We start from the raw sequence: 21,545 nt of genomic DNA, 5'->3' as shown, positions 1-21,545 counted from the left end.
TAAAGGTTACTTACCTTTAGGTGGATTATTGCCACGACCACCGCCAGAAGGATTACCTGTTGTGCTTGGACCATTTACTAGTTTACCCATTGTTTTTTCCTTTGATTTGATTAACTTGGTGAGATAAATATAACTAGAATTTAAAGTTAACTATTCCCCAAAAATCCTCTTTTTTTGATTAAAAAAAATCGTTTGAATATGTTTCCAATTAATTGTGATTTGAATTTTTGATTTATATTTAAAATCAATGGTTTATAAGTATGGTTGGATCTAAGTATATTTATTTCTCACTTCTAATTTCTATAAAAAGAAGAACCTTCTGTTAGGTACAAGATATTGAACCGTACCGGGTTTGTCGGAGAGTCAATATTCTGAGATGAGAAGCATTGCTTCGCAAGACGTAGCGAAGCGTAGTGTCCCGATGACAAAATTAAAATATACCCCTGAAATCAGAGAAAGAGCGGTTCAATTATTGATTGAATCTGAAAAAGATTATCCATCGAATTGGGCTGCGATCACCGCTATTGCTCCCAAGATAGGTTGTACTCCTGAAACACTACGTGTTTGGTATCAAAAATATTTAGATAAACTAAATCCAGTTAAAGTACAGCAGCTTTCAGACCAAGAACGTATCAAACAACTCGAACGCGAAAATAAAGAACTGCAACGCGCCAATGAGATTCTACGTAAAGCAGCCGCTTTTTTCGCCCAGGCGGAGCTCGACCGCCCACACAAATAATGGTGGATTTTATCCATAATAATAAAGAGCTGTACGGAGTCGAGGCGATTTGTAGAATTTTACCGATCGCACCCTCAACCTATTACCGGACTCTAGATCTCTGCGAAAACCCAGAACATCGAGCAAAGCGAGATCTACATGACTTGCATCATGCTGAACAAATTAAACGAATTTGGAAGGAAAGTTCAGGTCGATATGGTGTACGTAAAGTTTGGCAAAAACTGAAACGTGAAGGCTATATTATTGCACGCTGTACAGTTGCTCGATTGATGCAAAAGCTAGGTATACAAGGTGTTTGGCGAGGTAAGAATAAACAAACTACCCATAGCCGAGATGATCAAAAACGAGCAGATGACTTGGTGAAACGCAATTTTAGTGCTGATCACCCTGACCAGCTGTGGGTCGCTGACTTTACGTATATTCAAACAAATTCAGGCTGGGTCTATACCGCCTTTATTATTGATGTGTTCTCGCGAGCAATTGTTGGATGGAAAGTATCAACACGGATGAATACAGACATGGTGCTCGATGCACTGGAGCAAGCATTGCATGATCGAGGCATGCCAAAGAACGTGATTCATCATAGTGACAGAGGTGTGCAATATCTTTCCATTCGTTATACCAATCGTTTAGAAGCAGCAAATTTACGAGCATCAGTCGGTACGACCGGTGATTCATACGATAATGCTTTGGCTGAAACAGTGAATGGCTTATACAAAACAGAGGTGATTGAATATTTAAAAGCAGATTGGCAAGGTTTAGCGGATGTACAACTTGCGACATTAAATTGGGTAGATTGGTTCAATAAAGAGCGTGTACATAGTGCACTAGGTTATGTGCCACCTTTTGATTTTGAAGCAATGTACTATGATAAAATTAATCCGTTAGGTCAGGTGGCCTAACTTAAATAAAAAAGTCTCCGACAAACCCGGTACGGTTCAGTAAGAGCATTATATAAGTCGTTCAATGTCTTATATTCTTTATTAAGACTTTCCTGAGTACTCAAAAGTAGTTCAGTAGGCCATAATTTGGCATTACCCCTAGAATAAAAAAATAAAATTTTTTGCAATAATTCGTCATTGGCTAAGACGTTTTTATCTATCACACGGAATTCAATATTCATAGCTTTTAGAATATTTTCTATATCTCTAATTTTTAATAGATTTTTTTCACTTAATGCTTGAATAGATGGCTTTACCTCATGGATTGCATATGTACCATCTTTATATTTGATGAGGAAGTCAGGAAAAAGAAAGCGATTTTTGGCATGTGGAATTTTAACAGCCTGAGTACGATAGGCCTCTACATTTTGGTTTTGTTCTAAAGATAATGCATAAGCCAACTCTAGTTTGCTTTCAAGCGGTATCATGGCTTGATTTTTTACGCTCGGAAAGAGAGAGGTGCGTTTTCCAATACTGCCTTGTTCGATCTTTCTTTTGCCAATAATTTTCCCAGAGATATCTGCTTTTTGCTGAAATGCAGCAATAATTTGTTTCTTGATATCAGCGTGAACTTTGGAAGAATAGATAGTCGTATTTTGGATATGTTCCATTCCAATGACTCTGTAAAATTGCTAAGAAGTCATTATTTGTTGGAATAGAGGCTACTACAAGATACCTAAAAACAGGAAAAACGGATAATTTGAGGAGAAATATAAAAAATTAAAGCGATTTTTTGACAACATTTGGTTTAAGTTGTTGTTTTATGTTCTAATTTAATATATCACAAAATATTCTTTTGTACATCTTTATTTTTGTTGGTTTTTTGTAAAAAAGTAATATTGGATGTTTTAGATAAGTTTTAGGATGTGAATGCTCTAAAGAATTCTGACTTATAGGAATTCTTATTAGAGCAGTTTTAAAATCTACTTAGAAAAAGTATCAAAAAACAGTATATTGGATAAATATGCAACTTTAGCTTAGGGTTAAAATTTATGGGGAATCTTCCAAAAGATGGGCGTAGTCAAGAAATTGGCCGCTTGGCAGCAAGAGCTTTAGCAAGTAAATTGCCTAAAGCTTGGATTGAAACCCCCATGGCTGGTGACACTGACTTTGGTATAGATTATTCAATTCAACTCAAATCAACTGAAAATTATGTAAATTATAGCTTTTACCTTCAATTGAAAGGCACTACAGTACCCAAATATAATGTGGATAGATCACTTATTTCATATGATTTTGATGTATCAGCATTAAATTACTATTCTCAACAAGAGCCGTTAGTAATGGTTGCTGTTGTTGACTTAAAAGAAAAAGAAGATGATTTATCCAATTGTTCAATCTATTATTTTTGGTTAGAAGAAGATTGGTTTGAAAAAAATAAAGATAAGTTAGAAAGCCAAAAAACTATATCTGTTCAAATCCCAACTGACAACTTGTTAGATTCATCATTAGATATTTATCAATTTTATAAGAAGAGAATTACTGAAAAAAATAGGTTCTTTTCTTTGAAAAGAAGTATTACAGAGCGACAAAAACCTATAGATGAAGTATTAGAAAATTTGGTGGTGTTTCAAAAAGTATGCTGAAACAAAGCAGGTTGAATTTTGATAAAATAGAGAAATGCGAATAACTCTAGAAATCAAATGTCCAACCTGCCTCAGTGACAGTATAAAGAAAAATGGCATCAAAGTAGATGGGAAACAAAACTATCAGTGCAAAGACTGCAAACGTCAGTTTATTGGTGACCATGCTCTGAGCTATCTAGGATGTAATTCAGGCATTACTCGAAAAATATTACAGTTGATGGTCAGAGGTAGTGGTATACGAGATATCGCTGAAGTTGAGCGAATCAGTATCGGTAAAGTTTTACGTACTTTAACCGAATCGACCTACCAAATTCAGCCTAAACAAAGTCATTATGAGTCTCTTGAAGTTGATGAGTTTTGGACTTTTGTGGGAAATAAAAATAATAAACAATGGCTTATTTACGCCTACCATCGAGAAACAGGTGAGATTGTTGCTTATGTTTGGGGTAAAAGAGACTTAGCTACAGTTCAACGATTGAAGACAAAGCTTAAACAATTAGGTATTCACTACACCCGAATTGCAAGTGATCATTGGGACAGTTTCATAACTGCTTTTAAAAACTGCAAGCAAAGTATTGGTAAATTTTTTACTGTAGGTATTGAAGGTAATAATTGCAAAATAAGGCATCGAATTAGGCGCGGTTTTAGAAGGAGTTGTAATTTTTCAAAAAAGATTGAAAACCATTTTAAAGCTTTCGACTTAACCTTTTTTTACATCAATAATGGCTTCATTTAATGTCAGCATACTTTTTGAAACACCACCGAAAATTTAACTACAATAATTAGTGAAAAACCTGTCTTTTTAAAAACTATTGAGCTAAAAAATGAAGCCCCTTGGATTGATAATCCTAAGGGCGAAATTCCAACTGACCTAAAGATTTGCTCAGATTATTTATCAAGTAACCGTATACAGGCTGCAGAAGAAATATTAAACAAATTGGAGACTATAAAAGATAAATTCAATGACCATGAATTGGCAGAATTTTATTATCAAAAAGGTAATCTTTTGTCTTATCAGGGATTTTTTGATGAAGCTGAGACGCAGTTTAAATTTGCACAAGAGAAAAATACGAAAATTCGTTATCGTCTCGCATATTTAGAGTCAAAATTTAAGCTAGACTCAATGCCACCCCAAGATGAGCTTGAAGAATTAGCTAATACGCTAGGTAATGATAGTTTTACAGAATGTGCACTAAAAGCTAAAACTCTAGCAATGCTTAAAAGACCTATAGAAGGTTTGGAATTACTAAAACAATATTATCCAACAGAAATTATGATTCAAATGGTTATATGTACTATAGGTTACCTTCCTGTAGAACTAGATCAAATCATTGAAGAAAATATAGAAAATGATTTTGATGATGATAGAAAGCATTATATTTTTAATGCATTAGCTGCACGAAGGTATTTTCATAAGTCCTCAAATGATGTAGGGATATGTGGAGAGATTCTTCCTATTGAAGGGCGGCCTGATTATGATTTGGAAGGCATGAAGAAAGCTTTTAGTTTCTTACAGAAAGCATGGATTGCAGCTCAAAAGTTAGGATATCCAGCTGACATTACTATTCTAATAGATATCAGTCCTTTAATTTATGGATATTTTAATAAATTAGAAGAGCTTACTTGCTATTTTGATGAGATATTAAGTGAAAGAACAGCGCACTCAGAAATTATAAGAATATATGTCCTTATATTGTTTAACTGTGGACAATATCAAAAAGTTATCGATTTACTTGAAAGATTAGAGTCACTAGACGCTGTTGAGTGCGGTATGCATATTCTTTCATATAATCATTTGAAAAAATCTAGACAATGCCTGTCATTGATTGAGAAATATGAAAGTATTCTATTAAACTCCTCGAGAGAAAATATTCCAGCTATTTTTTGTATTGGTGCTGAAATTGCAGATGCAATGTTTAATAAGGATTTAGCTACGAGATATGAAGAAATTGTAAAATCATTCCCTGATGGTGAGGCATTTATTGCGATTCAAGATTTTGTCAAAAAATCTAATGAGGATAGAAGTAGACATAAGGAGTTTACCCAAGATTTATATCAAAAATATATAAATCTAGGTAAACCTTTAGTTATTGCAGAACAACTAATTAGATATTTAGATCCTCAAGAAAGTATGGCTGCTAACCAATTAATAGAGTTGGCAGAGACAGTATTAGAAAGAAGAGAATTTAGTGAAGAAAGGTATTTAGATCTTGCACAAGCGTTTATCACTACAGAGCGCTGGGCTGATGCAGAAAGATTGGCTATAAAAAATATTGATAAAGGGTTAGCAGTTTCTAAATGGAGGTTAGTACAGGCAGCAGCATTACAGAATCAAGGGAAAATAGGGGTTGCTTATAAGACTTTTGAAGAGGTAATTAAATCGGAAAATATAGGTAAACAGGAAAAAGATTTTTTTATCAATTTATCTCTTTCATTAGGGTTAATTGATAATGTTGTGGAACTGCTCGAAGATAATCTAATAAATTCTACTAATGTGCTAGATAAAATTTTTATCATTAGACGACTTATTGCTATTTATATGAACAGGGCTGAATATGAGCAAAAATTAAAGGCTGCTGTTTTAAAGTACGGAGAATTTATTGATCACAATAATTGTGATCAAGAGGGTGATTACTTGCAGTTATGCACGCTCTTATGTCCATTCGAAAATGATGAACAAGTTTCAGATTATACTGAAAGACGAGATAAATATTTAGAAAAATTTCCTGATTCAACAGTCTTTAAAATGGGGAATATTAATATAGATGAAGGTGCAGAAGGATTATTAGAGTCTTTAAGAAATATGCTTGGTATTACTCCAGAACAAATTGAATTATGGGAAAGTAATAAGCAAAAGCTCAGAAGTGGTGAATTACCAATACCTTTCTTTATGCGAGGACAGTATTTACAGGATACTAGGGATATTTTTACTACATGGTTTTTGTCAAAATCTGTTACAGACCAAGAACTAGAATTTAAAATTATACATTCCCCTCAACTGCATCAAAATGAGTTTTATGAGCTGATTGATTCATCTGATATTCTGTTAATTGAAGAAACTTCATTGCTAATTCTTAATGATTTAGAGCTTCTTGAAAGTTTCTTACAATCATTACCAAAATTTTCTATTTTAGAATCAGTTCTTCAAAAACTTAATCTTACAACACATTCTCCACTTTCTCCTTATCGTCAGATTGCAGGAGAAATTTTAAGAGCTATACAAAATAATCTTACTAAATTGGATTTAATACGTCTAAATGAGGACAGTTTTTTACAATATGATCAACCCTTGAAGGATAAGAAAGGGGTATTAATTACTGATGATCTTTATTTAAGAAATTTGATTTGTATGGAGAATAATGTTATTCGGACTGGAAATATATTTAATATTCTTGAGTTTTTGAGTGAAAAAAATATTTTTGCAGAAGATGTTTTACAGGAAAAATTAATTCACGTAAGTAAATTAGGTATTGTTAATTTAAATATGAGATTGGATTTTTTGGGTAAATCCCTAAATTATTTTCTAAGTGGATCTGAGGTTTTAGACTACAAAGATACAGATTTCCAATATCTTTTTGATAAGATAATGTTTATACATTCCGGTTTTAAAGATAAATATAAGCTATTTCTGGATATTTTTCTTTATGTTGATATACAAAAAATTAGTGCAAACACATTACTTACTTTAATATATAAACTTCTAGAAGATGAAAATACTTATAAACCAGAATCTGTTATTTCAACTTGGTTTATTTATTGCGGCATTGGGAAAAAAAGTGAGAGAGATCTTGTTACTAAAATTAGTAAAGAACATTTAATTTTATGGGATAAATATTTATCGGTTATGAAAATATTAAATCCTAATAATTTTTCAACAGAATATTTGCTAAAGGCTGTACTAGTAGTGATATCAAGTTTAAATCCAGATATTAAAGGGATAGCATTCAATAATTTAAAAAGTGTATTTGCTTTTGATTCAGTCGAGTTTTCAGTTTTGAGTCAATTGGATAATTATCTTTGTGATAAATAAGTCTCAAAATTATTGCACGAATAACCAAATTAAAAAATAGAGCCCAAAGGCTCTATTTTTTTAATTCTAACGAATGACATACATGTGTCGTAAATGACATTCTATATGTCGTTTTACGAAAAAACCTTACCAGCTTAACGCACCACCAGTTTGGTAATCCGTTACGCGTGTCTCGAAGAAATTCTTCTCTTTACGCAAGTCCATCATTTCTGACATCCACTGGAACGGGTTGTTCACACCAGCGAACTGTTCAGGCAAGCCTAACTGCGCCAGACGACGGTTAGCAATGAACTTCAGGTATTCTTCCATCATGCCAGCATTCATGCCGAGTACACCGCGTGGCATGGTGTCACGTGCGTATTCGATTTCCAGCATCGTACCTTCAAGAATCATCTGGATGATTTCTTCCTGGAATTCAGTCGTCCATAGCCCCGGATTTTCGATCTTGATCTGGTTGATCATATCGATACCGAAGTTCAGGTGCATTGACTCATCACGCAGGATGTACTGGAACTGCTCAGCAACACCATTCATCTTGTTACGACGGCCCATAGACAGAATCTGGCTGAAACCACAGTAGAAGAAGATACCTTCAAGTACACAATAGAACGCGATCAGGTTGCGAAGCAGGATTTGGTCGTTTTCAGGGGTACCAGTTTTGAAAGTAGGATCACTTAAAGATTGAGTATATTTCAGGCCCCACGCTGCCTTACGTGCCACTGACGGTACTTCACGGTACATGTTGAAGACTTCGCCTTCATCCATACCTAGCGACTCGATACAGTATTGGTAAGCGTGCGTATGAATTGCTTCTTCAAACGCTTGACGCAAGATGTACTGACGGCATTCAGGGTTGGTAATATGACGGTAAATCGCCAGTACCAGGTTGTTTGCAACCAGTGAATCGGCAGTCGAGAAGAAACCAAGTGAACGCATCACGATGGTACGTTCATCTTCAGTCAAGCCATTTTCAGACTTCCACAGCGCGATGTCGTGGTTCATGTTGACTTCTTGCGGCATCCAGTGGTTTGCACATCCGTCCAGATACTTCTGCCAAGCCCATTCGTATTTGAACGGTACAAGCTGGTTCAAGTCAGCACGACAGTTGATCATTGCCTTGTCATCAACTTGTACACGTTGCGCACCCATTTCAAGCTCTTCCAGACCTGGAGCAACATCAAGTTGCTCTAGGGAAGCAGATGCTCTTGCCAGCGAATCGGTTGGATTTGATCCTCGGTTTTGAGTGGCTCTAAGGGGTTGTGCAGCTGCCACATCCGGCGATGCGTTGCCTGCATCAGATACCATCTGTGAATTAGTCGCTTTTTGCGGCTCGACGGGCGCAGGCTGCTGTTCAGGTGCAGCCGGTTTTTGCGAATCATCTTCGAAATCGTCCCAACTTAGGATAGACATATCAATTCTCTCAAATTATACGCTTCACTTATGTACATTGGACTATCTGGTGTTTAAAGAAACAACGAACATTTGTTAAGCGAGGCGATTTAGTTTTTAATAAATTTGGAATGTATTGTAGTTTTGATCGCGAAAATTTAATAGGTAATAAGATTTTTTTTGATGAAAAAACGACTATGGTTCTTCTATTCTTTTGTTTTTTAAGTAGAATTTCTTTATTGGTTTTTCCGTTGAAAAAAATAATAAAATCAATCGGTTATAGTTTTTTAAAAACAGAACAACCCCGATTAAATCGAGGTTGTTTTTTAAGAGATAAATTAGCCTTTTATGTTTCTTGGATCATTTCCTGGGGAAATTGTGTCTTTTTGACGAATCAATTGATTAGTACCTTTGATTGTCAATTCTCCTCCGCCAGAGTTTTTTAACATAGTTCTAGCTGAGTTTATTGCATCACGTTGTGTTGAGTGAATGGATGAAGCGGTAGAATTACCATTTGCTTTATTTACCCATTCATTTCCACGTTGATATACCATACGGTCATTTGATTTGCTCATGAGAATACTCCTAAATTTGAGCTTTCAACAAAGGCTAATTTGACGATTGCTTTAAACTAGTTCAGAATATTCCCTAGCTTTTTGGTAAAAAAGTTATCGCCCTAAAGACAGCCTAATGATCTTTAGGGAAAAGGGGAGCATCGTTGACGCGGTGTTCCCTTTTTTCATTTTCGGCAATCAGCTAATCTGCTGACATAATCAAAAGAAGTAATTCGTCTAAAGAAAACTACTTATTTTGTTTACGCTGCTGGCAAACTTTGAGCCAGAAATAAGCAATTGGTAAATAAAAGGTAATGCCAAAGGAAATCAGCAATGCCGCAAGTCCTAACATGTAGTTGTGAGTCATATGGGGCATTGAGGTTTCCTTTGTTTGTTATTTTAATCTCCCTAAATCCCTCTTTTAAAAAGAGGGACTTTCACATGTCAGATGACTGAGCTGTGATTCCCCTCCTTTTAGGAGGGGTTAGGGGAGGTCAAGCGAAGCTTATTGACAAGCTTCACAATCAGGGTTGTCAATCGAACATGCCATTGGCACTGGCGCCGCTTGAGCAAAACCTTCTTCCTCTGCAGGAGCTTCAGGCTTTTGCGCTTCAACGACAGGAGCTGCTGCTACAACAGGAGCCGCAACAGTTGCAGGTTTAACTGCATTCAATGCGCCAGTGTTAATTGTAGATTTCTCAGCAGACGTTGCACCCAATGCACGTAGGTAATAAGTCGTCTTAAGACCACGTAACCAGGCCATCTTGTAAGTGATGTCCAGTTTCTTACCGTTTGCACCAGCGATGTAAAGGTTAAGAGACTGCGCTTGGTCGATCCATTTTTGACGACGTGATGCAGCATCTACGATCCAGCGAGTTTCAACTTCAAACGCAGTCGCGAAAATAGCTTTAAGCTCTTCAGGAATACGGGAAATCTTCTGAACAGAACCTTCAAAATGTTTCAGGTCATTGACCATTACTGCATCCCAAAGACCACGTTCTTTCAACGCACGTACCAGGTACGGGTTAATCACGGTAAATTCGCCAGACAGGTTTGATTTCACATACAAGTTCTGGAAGGTTGGCTCGATTGACTGAGACACGCCACAGATGTTTGAAATCGTTGCTGTTGGTGCAATCGCCATCACGTTCGAGTTACGCATACCGTCTTTTTGAACTTTGGCACGTAACGTGTCCCAGTCCAGACGTTGAGTGCGGTCGACTTCGAACATGCGTTCAGGGCGAGTTTTCGCAACCAGATCAAGCGAGTCGATTGGCAAGATACCTTGATCCCACAGTGAACCTTTGAAGGTTTCATAAGTACCACGTTCAACAGCAAGGTCACTTGAAGTTGAAATCGCGTAGTACGAAATCACTTCCATCGATTCATCAGCAAACTCAACCGCAGCATCAGAACCATAAGCCAGGTTCATCTCATACAGTGCATCCTGGAAGCCCATGATACCCATACCAACCGGACGGTGTTTCAGGTTCGAGTTGCGCGCTTGCGGAACAGCGTAGTAGTTGATGTCAATCACGTTATCGAGCATACGAACGGCTGTTTTAACCGTACGTGCCAGTTTTTCGCGATCAAGAACACCACCTTGAACATGTTGTACCAGGTTAATCGAACCCAGGTTACATACCGCGATTTCTTCTTTGCTGGTGTTCAGCGTAATTTCTGTACATAAGTTAGAAGAGTGAACTACACCTACGTGTTGTTGTGGTGAACGCAGGTTACATACGTCTTTGAATGTGATCCACGGGTGACCAGTTTCAAACAGCATCGACAGCATTTTGCGCCACAAATCTTTTGCACGGATTTTCTTGTGCAACATGTTTGTTTCTTTGGCAATCGCTTCGTAGTGTGCATAACGCTCAGCGAATGCAGCACCAGTCAAATCATGCAGATCAGGCGTTTCAGAAGGCGTGAATAAAGTCCATTCTGCATCTTCGAATACACGTTGCATGAACAGGTCAGGAACCCAGTTCGCAGTGTTCATGTCATGGGTACGACGACGGTCATCACCGGTGTTCTTACGCAGTTCAAGAAATTCTTCGATGTCCAGGTGCCAGGTTTCTAAGTATGCACAAACTGCACCTTTACGCTTACCACCTTGGTTAACCGCAACAGCAGTATCGTTCGCTACTTTCAGGAACGGAACTACACCTTGCGACTTACCGTTAGTTCCTTTGATGTAGGAGTTCAAGGCACGAACTGGTGTCCAGTCGTTACCTAAACCACCTGCCCATTTAGACAGCATTGCGTTATCACGCATCGCGCCATAAATGTCATACAGATCATCATCAATGGTTGTTAAGTAGCAGCTAGACAACTGTGGACGTAACGTACCTGAGTTAAACAGGGTAGGCGTCGAAGCCATGTAATCGAAGCTAGACAATAAGTTATAGAACTCAATCGCGCGGTCTTCACGGTTTTCTTCATTGAGCGACAAGCCCATAGAAACACGCATAAAGAACAATTGCGGAAGTTCGAAACGCACACCATCTGAATGGATGAAGTAACGGTCAAATAAGGTTTGCAGACCCAAGTAAGTAAACTGGTTAGAACGTTCCGGTTGAATCGCAGCAGCCAGTTTCGCCAGGTCAAAGTTCAACAATTCTGGAGAAAGCAGCTCAAGCTCAATCCCTTTTTTCAGGTAAGTTTCCAGCGCATCGCCTTCAACTGTATCTACAGGTAGACCCAGGAATTTCAAACCAGTCGCAACCAGGTCATCACGCAATAAACGTGCAGTCACATACGTATAGTTAGGCTCTTGCTCAATACGGGTACGGGTCGCCATCATCATCGTGGTCGAGATGTCAGACTCTTTTACGCCGTTGTACAAGTTTTTCACAGTCTCATCGACAATCGCTTGTACATCAATCCCTTCAAGGCCTTCTGCTGCTTTAGTAACATGCGCAGTTAAAGCACTTAAATCTAGTGGCTTGAGTTTGCCTTCAGCATCGGTAATTTGCAGGGTCGGGTGATGATGTGCACCTAACTGTTTACGTGCTTCAGAACGTTGTTCACGGTAAATGACATAAGAGCGTGCAACTTTCTGTTCGCCCGTACGCATTAGCGCAAGTTCAACTTGGTCTTGAATTTCTTCAATATGAATCGTTCCGCCAGATGGTAAACGACGTTTAAAGGTATTTAATACCATTTCCGTCAGTTGTTCGATACGATCATGGATCCGGCTCGAGTCAGCGCTTTGTTGGCCTTCAACCGCCAAAAACGCTTTACCAATTGCGACAGAAATTTTTTCTGCATCAAAAGCGGCAACATCACCGGTGCGTTTAATCACCTGAAGTTGACCAGGAGTTGAAGTGATTACGCTCATGTTAGCATAGCTCCGTTGTCATCTATTTTTATGTTTATAGACCGTTTGAACTGGGCAAAATTCATGCCACAGTGTTTGAGGAATAAACACAAGACCTAGTGGTTTTAAAATTAATTGAACACAAGATACGGGAAAATTTAGGGTAGATCAATATTGACATTTAGCTAAATATTTTTCTTAAGTTGTGCTTTAATCCTTGTAAAAATATCGCTATTTTTATTGATTTTTGTATAAGCCTTATCAGGCAAGGCATAGCATAACAAAGTCAAAAGAAAGTGCTTATAGATAACACTGTGGATAACTAAAAAGTGCTGAATCAAGCAGTCATATTTTGTCCATGTAAGAGTTGTGTAAATCGCAAATCAGATCTAAGCCACTGTTTCAAGCATAATTGTCCAAAAAATGCACGATAAAATATTACAAAATGCTATCTTGATGTATCAGTTTGGTGAACGCTATCTTGTTTACAATGTAAACGTGTGTATATTGCAAGCATATTAAAAACGTATCTATTGGATTTCAAAAGGATACGCCTATAGCGTAGATCCACCAAATAAGGGGCAATACATGAGCCAAGAAGAAAAGTTACCCAAGATTTTAATTGTTGAAGATGATGAGCGTCTTGCTCGTTTAACACAAGAATACCTCATCCGTAATGGTCTTGAGGTTGGGGTAGAGCCGGATGGCAACCGTGCTATTCGTCGTATTATTGCTGAGCAACCAGACATGGTGGTTCTAGATGTCATGTTGCCAGGTGCTGATGGTTTGACCATCTGTCGTGAAGTTCGTCCACATTATCATCAACCGATTTTAATGCTGACTGCACGTACTGAAGATATGGATCAGGTCTTAGGTCTGGAAATGGGTGCGGACGACTATGTCGCTAAACCGGTTCAGCCACGTGTCCTATTGGCTCGTATTCGTGCTTTATTACGCCGTACTGACAAAGTGCCTGAAGATGAAGTGGCTCAGCGCATCGAATTTGATGACCTGGTGATCGACAATGGTGGTCGTTCAGTGACCTTAAATGGTGAGCTGGTTGACTTTACCAGTGCAGAATATGACCTGTTGTGGCTGCTGGCTTCAAATGCGGGCCGCATCCTGTCACGTGAAGATATCTTTGAGCGTCTACGCGGCATTGAATATGACGGCCAAGACCGTTCAATTGATGTGCGTATTTCTCGTATCCGTCCAAAAATCGGTGACGATCCAGAAAATCCGAAGCGTATTAAAACAGTACGTAGTAAGGGTTATCTTTTTGTTAAAGAGACCAATGGTCTTTAAGCAAATGTGGTTTGTTGCTTGAACAAGCAGGATAAATTATAGGTGTTTAAACACAGTATATTTTTGCGTATATACGCAGGACTCGTCATCCTTGTCGTCTTGGTGGCGGTGTTCGGCTATTTGTTGGTACAGATTATCAACTATCAGCGTGCGCAAGAATATCGCGAATCCCTGACTGATGGTATGGCATATATCATCAGTGAGGGGGTTGCACGCCAGCCAAATCTCCAGCAAAAAATGGATTGGGTTTCTGATGCCTCCGATTTGCTGGAATTGCCCATTCACTATGTAGAAGCCAGCAAGGTCGACATTACCCGTGCTGAAGGGCGCCGTATTGCCGAACGAAAAGCGGTGGTGCGTTGGGACGCTGAATCGGGTATTGCCTATATTGTAGTTGGGCTGCGCGATGACCCGGGTCATTACCTTTATATTAAGGCCGACAGTATTACTGAGCGCCAGATGAAGGCCTTACCAGTCTTTATCCTGGACTATCTGGTCTACTATCCAGGTCAGGAAAAAGAATATCTGGCTCGTATTCAGGATTATTTTTCTTATCCGGTTTCTATCGAAAATGTCCAGAATCTACCTTTAGACTCCGAGCAAATCGGACGTCTGCGTCTGGACCATAGCATCATTTTATACCGCGATAATGCCTCTATTCGTGGCACCACGATTTCAATTATTTCACCGATTCCTGGTTCGACTTCGCAAGTATTGGTCATGGGGCCGGTACCCTTGTTTAACTGGATGCCATTCCAGTTGGCGACCGGTATTACCTTATTAAGCCTTTTTGTGTTGAGTCTGGGTGTTTATGGTCTTCTGGTTCCGATGCAGCGTAAGTTGCGTGAAGTCAGCTATACCTTAAACAAAATGAAATCGGGTAATATGTCATTGCGTCTTCCTGTGGAAGGTAGTGACGAGATGTCTACACTGGCCTCTAGCTATAACAATATGTCAGATCATATCCAGCGTTTGATCGAAGCGCAGCGTGAGTTGATGCGTGCGGTGTCGCATGAGTTGCGTACACCGGTGGCACGAATCCGCTTTGGTGTGGAAATGATGGCGGATGAAGATGACTATGATTATCGTCTGCAACAGGTGGAACAGATTGATAAAGATATTGAAGCGCTGAATACCTTGATTGATGAGATCATGACCTATGCCAAACTGGAACAGGGCATGCCGTCGATTGAGTTTGAGCAAATCGATCTGTATGACGTACTGAATCAGGTGGCACAAGAAACTGAAGCGCTGAAAACCCAGAAAATCATCGAATTACATCCAATGCCTGTTGCGGTCACAGTAGAGGCGGAGCGTCGTTATCTGCATCGTGTAATTCAGAATCTGGTCGGCAATGCTGTACGTTATTGCGATAATAAAATCTTGATTAGCGGCGGTCTGGATCAGGATGGTCAGGCCTATGTTTGCGTTGAAGATGACGGGCCGGGGATTCCAGAAATAGATCGTGCCCGCATTTTTGAAGCCTTTGCCCGACTGGATGATAGCCGTACCCGTGCGTCGGGTGGTTATGGTTTAGGTTTGTCGATTGTCAGCCGGATTGCGTACTGGTTTGGTGGCACGATTCAGGTGGATCAAAGTCCGACGCTGGGTGGTGCGCGTTTTACCATGACCTGGCCGGCATAACGTTATGTCAAGAAGAGTAAGCGCAAAATGCTGGAAAAAAAGCCAGAGGAAGCGAGTGATCATTTAGCTTGATATTGTGTAAATGATTTTGGTCATAAAAAAACGATGCATCAGCATCGTTTTTTATTGGAAGGGATTTTATTCCTGAATGGTCGCATCAGGTTCAATGAGTGATTTGCCCTCTTTTAAGCTTTGTAGCGCTTCAGGGTTAAAGTCGATCAACAGTTTGGTGTTTTTCGCATCGACATTATAGCGCTGAATCAGTTTCTGGTCGCCTGATAAGGTTTCGACTTTATATTCGTCAGCGATATTCATAATGCCATCCAGATTGATGCTGGAAGAGGCGTGATCCTCTTGAAAAAGTGCGTGGATGTCACGTAAGTCAAAAGCGGCCTGGCTTATACTGGGATTTTTCTGGATGTAATTTTCTATATGTCGAACCAGTAATTGAGCAAATAAAAAATAATTCGGCTTATGGGAAAAGCGTAGAGACATGCAAGGACTCCTTATTGTTACTTTATTAATGTCATGATGTGGTTTAGAAATAGAAATAACATATTCTGAATCAGTCCGTTGAGCATGTTGCAAAAAGACACAATTGCCAATCTAAGATTAGCAAGTGGCTGTAGGGGGTAAATCAGCAGTTAAATGTAAAAAATCACATTAAATCTCAAGTTAAATCAAATGGTTTGGAAGGAAAAATAGTTGTTAAAATAAGTTTTTATCCGATTTAACTTGGATTCAATAGTGAAAAGGACTATATCTAAATGGGTGGGCGAGAAAAGCAGCTCATCGATCAGTCTATTTTCTGATAGTGCAATTTATAGAAAAATTAATAGATAATTAAAATTTAATTTGGGAAAACGATTAAAACGAATTCTGAATGATTAAAGTCAAATTAAATGCTGAAATGTCTAAAAAATCATCCCAAAGACTAAGGCTTATAAACTAGCAAGTGAAATCCAAAATCAGGTACAATTGGCGGGATTAATTTTGTGTTTGGTGTATTTGAAGGCCAATACATACATTCTTTGTTAACAAATAGGCCTGCCAGGAGTTATCCCCGCATGAGTGCTATTACTCCATACGAATGGGCAATTATTGCCTTCGTGATCGGCGTTACATTTTTATGCGTCTTTATGCTGACTGTCCCATTACTCCTCGGGGGTAAATCATGGGGCCGTGCCAAGCAGGAGCAGTTTGAGTCAGGTGTAGTTAGCGCAGGTGGAGCTCGTATCCGCTTGTCTGCAAAGTTCTATTTAGTTGCAATTTTCTTCGTGGTGTTTGATTTAGAAGCACTTTATCTATATGCATGGGCGGTTTCTGTTCGTGAAGTAGGTTGGATTGGTTTTGCAACTGCAGCTATCTTTATCATAGTTTTACTTGTTGGTTTGATTTACGAATTATCGACAGGCGCACTCAATTGGGCACCTTCAGACAGACGTAAGGCAGCAGGAATTAAAGCTAAGATTGGTTCGCCAAATATGGATCTTGCAGAAATTACGCGCTTCAACTCGATTGAAGAATTGGTGATGGATCCAACGGGTCAAATCCCGGCTCAATCATCTGGTTTTGTGAAAAAGTCACAAACTCAATTATCTGATAAGGAGTAAGACGGGATGAAATATACATTAACCCGTGCGAATCCGAATGCTGACCAATATCCACTTCAGGAACGTATTGTTGTAGAAGATCCGTTGCTAGAAGAAGAAGTGAATAAAAATGTATTCATGACTCGCTTAGAGGATGTGGTGCATACAGCAGTCAACTGGGGTCGTAAAAACTCAGTTTGGCCATTTAACTTTGGTACATCTTGCTGCTACGTAGAATATGCAACGACCTTGACCGGCGTGCATGACTTGTCACGTTTTGGTGCCGAGGTTATCCGTGCTTCACCGCGTCAGGCGGACTTAATGATTGTAGCGGGTACTTGCTTCGTAAAAATGGCGCCAGTAATTCAGCGTCTGTACGAACAGATGCTTGAACCAAAATGGGTCATTTCAATGGGTGCATGTGCCAACTCAGGTGGTATGTACGATATTTATTCAGTCGTACAAGGTGTGGATAAAATCATCCCGGTCGATGTGTATATTCCAGGTTGCCCACCACGTCCTGAAGCTTTGATTCAGGCATTGATGCTGTTGCAAGACCAGATTCAACTAGAGCGTCGTCCGCTTTCTGCGGTGATCGGTGATGATCTTAAGCCAGTGTATAAGCCAAAGATGATGCCGGAACGTGACCGTAAGAAAGACCAGCGTGTTGCTGTGAAGAACTTACGCTCTATGGATGAAATTAAATAATTTAAACGACAGGTTGTTTTGTTGTGCACCCGCTATGGGTGTAATTGTCGTTTAGGTTGACTGAATTTGTATTAAATAGGAAGCCAAGCCAATGGCTGAAACTGACATTGCTATGCCAGAATCAACGCCTGTTGATTCACGCCCAGCATTTGCCATCATTGAAGAACTCAAAACCAAATTTGGTGAGAACTTCTTTGTGCAAACGACTTTCGAGGATTTCCCGACAGTCTGGGTTGAGCGCGCACGTGTACAAGAAGTTTTAATGTTCTTGCGTACAGTGTCACGTCCTTACGTGATGTTGTTCGACTTGTCAGCGGTAGATGAGCGTCTGCGTACGCACCGCGACGGTTTACCTGCGTCTGACTTCACAGTGTTCTATCACTTGTTGTCGCTCGAGCGTAATACTGACATTCGTATTAAAGTTGCCTTAGCAGAAAGCGATTTGAATCTTCCGACGGCAACCAATATTTGGCCAAATGCCAACTGGTACGAACGTGAAGCTTACGATATGTTCGGGATTAATTTCGAAGGGCATCCAATGCTCCGTCGTATCTTGTTGCCAACCTATTGGGAAGGTCATCCGCTACGTAAAGAATATTCTGCACGTGCGACTGAATATACGCCGTATTTGCAAGATAAAGCCAAACAGGACTACGAACAGGAACATCTTCGTTTCGTCCCTGAAGATTGGGGTATGAAGCGCGGCAATGCCGATGAAGACTTCATGTTCCTGAACTTGGGTCCGAACCATCCATCTGCGCACGGTGCGTTCCGTGTGATCTTGCAGCTGGACGGTGAAGAAGTGAAAGACTGTGTGCCTGATATCGGTTATCACCACCGTGGTGTGGAAAAGATGGCTGAACGTCAAACCTGGCATTCATTCATTCCGTATACAGACCGTGTCGACTACCTCGGTGGTTGTGCGCAAAACATGCCTTATGTGCTTGGCGTAGAGCAAATGGCGGGTATTACTGTACCTGACCGTGCGCAATGTATTCGCGTGATGATGTCTGAACTGTTTCGTATCAATAACCACTTGCTGTTCATTGGTACTGCGATTCAGGATGCCGGCGGTATGACGCCAGTCTTCTACATGTTTGCTGACCGTCAGAAAATCTATGACGCGATTGAAGCGATCACCGGTTACCGTATGCACCCGGCATGGTTCCGTATTGGCGGTACAGCACATGACCTTCCAAACAACTGGCAGCACCTGATCCGTGAAATCCTGGACTGGATGCCGAAACGTTTGAAGGAATACCATACTGCAGCGCTGAAAAACTCGGTGTTTGTGGGTCGTACCCGTAATGTTGCGCAATACGATGCAAAATCTGCATTGGCTTGGGGTGTAACAGGTACAGGTCTGCGTGCTACAGGTATTGACTTTGACGTACGTAAATATCGCCCATATAGCGGTTATGAAAATTACGACTTCGAAGTGCCGGTTGAGTACGAAGGCGATGCCTATGCACGTGTCATCGTTCACTACCGTGAAATTGAAGAATCACTGAAAATTATCAAACAATGTTTAGATAATATGCCGTCTGGTGCGTATAAAGCAGACCATCCACTGGCTGTTCCACCACCAAAAGACAAGACATTACAAGATATTGAAACCTTGATTACGCACTTCCTGAGTGTATCTTGGGGTCCTGTAATGCCGGCGGGTGAAGCATCTGTGATGGCGGAAGTGGTGAAAGGCGCGTCGAACTACTACTTGACTTCAGACAAGTCAACCATGAGTTACCGTACCCGTATCCGTACACCAACCTTCACGCATTTACAGCAAATGCCTTCTGTGATTAACGGCAGCTTAATGTCTGACTTAATCATTTATTTAGCGACCATTGACGTCGTAATGGCTGACGTGGATCGCTAAGGGGTAAACGCATTATGATGATTTTGACTGATAAAAAGCCACGTGTGAATGTTGAAGGAATTTTGACTGCGGACGAAATTCACGATATCGAACATCACATGGAGCACTACCCATACCCACGTGCAGCGTGTCTAGATGCGCTGAAGTGTGTACAACGCCGTAATGGCTGGGTAGATGATGCGCAAATGAATGCCATCGCACAAATGCTGAGCATGAGCGTTGCAGACCTTGAAGGTGTGGCAACGTTCTATAACCGTATTTACCGTCAGCCGGTCGGTCGTCACGTAATTTTATTATGTGATTCGATTGCGTGTTTCCTGATGGGTGCGGAAACTTTGGCAGAAGCATTCCAGCGCGAATTAGGCATCCAGTTTGGTCAAACGACTGCAGATGGTCGTTTTACTTTGCTGCCAATTTGCTGTCTGGGCAACTGTGACAAAGGTCCAACCTTAATGATTGATGAAGACACGCACGGTCTGGTTGAAGTGACTTCGGTGAAACAGCTGTTGGAGAAGTATGTATGAATACTGAACCAAAACCAATTTATGGCGACGGTAACCCGGAAACGCATCCATTAACATGGCGTTTAAGCAAACAAGCCAACGTACGTAATGCAGATGATTACGAAGCGCTGGAAGGTTATGCAGGCTTTAAAAAAGCACTGACCATGTCGCCTAAAGATGTATTGGAAGTGGTTAAGGCAGCGACTGTAAAAGGTCGTGGTGGTGCAGGCTTCCCGGCAGGTATCAAATGGTCTTTGATGGCGCCAAACGACAACTCAGGTCCACGTTACCTGATTTGTAATGCCGATGAGATGGAACCAGGTACCTTTAAAGACCGTTTGTTGATGGAAGATCTTCCGCATCAATTGATCGAAGGCATGCTGATTGCAGGCTATACGCTTGAAGCAACACACGGTTATATCTTTATCCGTGGCGAGTACATTGAAGCTGCTCAGTACTTAAATGAAGCACTTGAGCAAGTTCGTGCCAAAGGTTACTTAGGGGATAACATCCTTGGTACAGGCTGGAACTTCGAGTTACACGTGCATACCGGTGCGGGTCGTTATATCTGCGGTGAAGAAACTGCATTGATTAACTCGCTAGAAGGTCGCCGTGCCAACCCGCGCACTAAACCGCCATTCCCGCAAGTTGCAGGTGCTTGGGGTCGTCCTACGATTGTCAACAACGTAGAGACCTACAACAACTTACCAGCCATCATGCTGCGTGGTCCTGAATGGTATATCAACTTGTCTGCGGGTAAGTCGAAAGATCCAGGCACCAAGATTTATGGTGCATCAGGTAAGGTAAAATTCCCGGGTCTATGGGAGCTTCCATTTGGTACGACAGCACGTGAAGTGATTGAAGACCATGCGGGTGGTATGCGTGACGGCTTAAAACTGAAAGCATGGTTACCGGGTGGTGCATCGACTGACTTCCTGGCTGCCGAGCATATTGATCTTCCTATGGATGCGGAAAGCATCATGAAAGCAGGTTCGCGTTTAGGGACTTGTTTGTTGATGGTGGTAGATGAAACCCAATGTATGGTTTCAGCGACACGTAACCTCGAAGAATTCTTTGCACGCGAATCATGTGGTTTCTGTACGCCTTGCCGTGATGGCTTACCTTGGGCTGTGAAAGCGCTGAAAGCACTGGAAGATGGCACAGGTAAGAAAGAAGATATCGATCACTTACAAGAACTGACTCGTAAGCTTTGGATTGGTAAAACTTTCTGTGCCCACGCACCGGGTGCAATGGAGCCGCTTATGGGCGCACTCAAATATTTCCGTGGCGAATTTGAAGCGAAGGTTGTGAATGCCGCCGCTCAAACCAGCAACGTAGAACAAGCTTAAGGAA

17 protein-coding genes and 1 other annotated feature are annotated in these 21,545 nt (G+C 40.4%); of the genes, 11 read left to right on the top strand and 6 right to left on the bottom strand.

Annotated features, from left to right (window positions below):
• The first annotated feature begins 421 nt into the window (after nucleotides 1-421).
• A protein-coding gene (locus tag HGD77_RS12005) for an IS3 family transposase (RefSeq protein WP_148335363.1) occupies nucleotides 422-1,641 on the top strand; the annotation gives its coding sequence in 2 pieces (ribosomal slippage) (nucleotides 422-698 and nucleotides 698-1,641; 1,221 coding nt in all).
• Nucleotides 697-813: a sequence feature (AL1L pseudoknot), on the top strand. Its footprint overlaps the gene before it by 117 nt.
• Here HGD77_RS12005 and HGD77_RS12000 read toward each other — a convergent pair.
• The gene (locus tag HGD77_RS12000; protein WP_168730851.1) at nucleotides 1,638-2,291 is read right to left on the bottom strand and encodes a TnsA endonuclease N-terminal domain-containing protein; all 654 of its coding nucleotides are present in this window, start codon (nucleotides 2,289-2,291) and stop codon (nucleotides 1,638-1,640) included. The genes HGD77_RS12005 and HGD77_RS12000 overlap by 4 nt on opposite strands.
• Nucleotides 2,292-2,672: 381 nt before the next feature.
• On the opposite strand from HGD77_RS12000, the gene HGD77_RS11995 reads away from it, so the two are divergent.
• The 3 genes from HGD77_RS11995 (at nucleotide 2,673) to HGD77_RS11985 (ending at nucleotide 7,296) form a co-directional block, all read left to right on the top strand.
• Entirely contained in the window at nucleotides 2,673-3,266 is a 594-nt protein-coding gene (locus tag HGD77_RS11995; protein ID WP_168730850.1) for a DUF4365 domain-containing protein, read from the top strand.
• Nucleotides 3,267-3,300: 34 nt separating this feature from the next.
• A complete protein-coding gene (locus HGD77_RS11990) occupies nucleotides 3,301-4,002 on the top strand; it encodes an IS1-like element ISPa14 family transposase (protein WP_001223318.1) in 702 nt (233 codons plus the stop codon).
• 237 nt (nucleotides 4,003-4,239) lie between these two features.
• On the top strand, nucleotides 4,240-7,296 hold the full coding sequence (locus tag HGD77_RS11985) for a hypothetical protein (protein ID WP_168730849.1): 3,057 nt from the start codon (nucleotides 4,240-4,242) through the stop codon (nucleotides 7,294-7,296).
• Nucleotides 7,297-7,422: 126 nt separating this feature from the next.
• Here HGD77_RS11985 and HGD77_RS11980 read toward each other — a convergent pair whose 3' ends face one another.
• The 4 genes from HGD77_RS11980 to HGD77_RS11970 form a co-directional block, all read right to left on the bottom strand.
• Nucleotides 7,423-8,706, bottom strand: coding sequence for a ribonucleotide-diphosphate reductase subunit beta (locus HGD77_RS11980; RefSeq protein ID WP_004645882.1), 1,284 nt, complete (start codon nucleotides 8,704-8,706; stop codon nucleotides 7,423-7,425).
• Between the two features lie 317 nt (nucleotides 8,707-9,023).
• A complete protein-coding gene (locus HGD77_RS11975) occupies nucleotides 9,024-9,260 on the bottom strand; it encodes a DUF2188 domain-containing protein (RefSeq protein ID WP_005104088.1) in 237 nt (78 codons plus the stop codon).
• A gap of 226 nt (nucleotides 9,261-9,486) precedes the next feature.
• Nucleotides 9,487-9,615, bottom strand: a complete 129-nt coding sequence (locus HGD77_RS17165) for a hypothetical protein (RefSeq protein ID WP_005104087.1) — start codon at nucleotides 9,613-9,615, stop codon at nucleotides 9,487-9,489.
• A gap of 129 nt (nucleotides 9,616-9,744) precedes the next feature.
• The gene (locus HGD77_RS11970; RefSeq protein ID WP_005104086.1) at nucleotides 9,745-12,582 is read right to left on the bottom strand and encodes a ribonucleoside-diphosphate reductase subunit alpha; all 2,838 of its coding nucleotides are present in this window, start codon (nucleotides 12,580-12,582) and stop codon (nucleotides 9,745-9,747) included.
• A gap of 567 nt (nucleotides 12,583-13,149) precedes the next feature.
• Between HGD77_RS11970 and bfmR the strand changes: the two genes are divergently transcribed.
• Together bfmR and bfmS are read left to right on the top strand one after the other, a co-directional pair.
• Nucleotides 13,150-13,866, top strand: a complete 717-nt coding sequence (gene bfmR / locus HGD77_RS11965; protein WP_005104084.1) for a response regulator transcription factor BfmR — start codon at nucleotides 13,150-13,152, stop codon at nucleotides 13,864-13,866.
• Between the two features lie 42 nt (nucleotides 13,867-13,908).
• The gene (bfmS, locus tag HGD77_RS11960; RefSeq protein ID WP_168730848.1) at nucleotides 13,909-15,510 is read left to right on the top strand and encodes a sensor histidine kinase BfmS; all 1,602 of its coding nucleotides are present in this window, start codon (nucleotides 13,909-13,911) and stop codon (nucleotides 15,508-15,510) included.
• A 138-nt stretch (nucleotides 15,511-15,648) separates the two neighbouring features.
• Here the strand turns inward: bfmS and HGD77_RS11955 are convergent, their stop codons facing one another.
• A complete protein-coding gene (locus HGD77_RS11955; RefSeq protein WP_005104082.1) occupies nucleotides 15,649-16,005 on the bottom strand; it encodes a hypothetical protein in 357 nt (118 codons plus the stop codon).
• Nucleotides 16,006-16,577: 572 nt separating this feature from the next.
• Here HGD77_RS11955 and ndhC point away from each other — a divergent pair.
• From ndhC to nuoF, 5 genes are all read left to right on the top strand, one after another.
• On the top strand, nucleotides 16,578-17,123 hold the full coding sequence (gene ndhC, locus HGD77_RS11950; RefSeq protein ID WP_004280779.1) for an NADH-quinone oxidoreductase subunit A: 546 nt from the start codon (nucleotides 16,578-16,580) through the stop codon (nucleotides 17,121-17,123).
• A gap of 6 nt (nucleotides 17,124-17,129) precedes the next feature.
• Nucleotides 17,130-17,810 carry a NuoB/complex I 20 kDa subunit family protein gene (locus tag HGD77_RS11945; protein ID WP_004280778.1) on the top strand — a complete coding sequence of 227 codons (681 nt, stop codon included), beginning with the start codon at nucleotides 17,130-17,132 and terminating at the stop codon, nucleotides 17,808-17,810.
• Nucleotides 17,811-17,901: 91 nt separating this feature from the next.
• Complete coding sequence (nuoC, locus tag HGD77_RS11940; protein ID WP_004732074.1) at nucleotides 17,902-19,689, top strand: NADH-quinone oxidoreductase subunit C/D; 1,788 nt, start codon at nucleotides 17,902-17,904, stop codon at nucleotides 19,687-19,689.
• 14 nt (nucleotides 19,690-19,703) lie between these two features.
• The gene (nuoE, locus tag HGD77_RS11935; RefSeq protein WP_005104080.1) at nucleotides 19,704-20,213 is read left to right on the top strand and encodes an NADH-quinone oxidoreductase subunit NuoE; all 510 of its coding nucleotides are present in this window, start codon (nucleotides 19,704-19,706) and stop codon (nucleotides 20,211-20,213) included.
• Nucleotides 20,210-21,541, top strand: coding sequence for an NADH-quinone oxidoreductase subunit NuoF (gene nuoF, locus HGD77_RS11930; protein WP_004280774.1), 1,332 nt, complete (start codon nucleotides 20,210-20,212; stop codon nucleotides 21,539-21,541). The genes nuoE and nuoF overlap by 4 nt, the downstream gene beginning before the upstream one ends.
• Nucleotides 21,542-21,545: the final 4 nt, after the last annotated feature.

The organism is Acinetobacter sp. NEB149, assembly GCF_012516415.1.
GTDB lineage: Bacteria > Pseudomonadota > Gammaproteobacteria > Pseudomonadales > Moraxellaceae > Acinetobacter > Acinetobacter lwoffii_V.
Note: the sequence above shows the minus strand (reverse complement) of the source record. Positions and strands in the feature narration are given on the sequence as shown.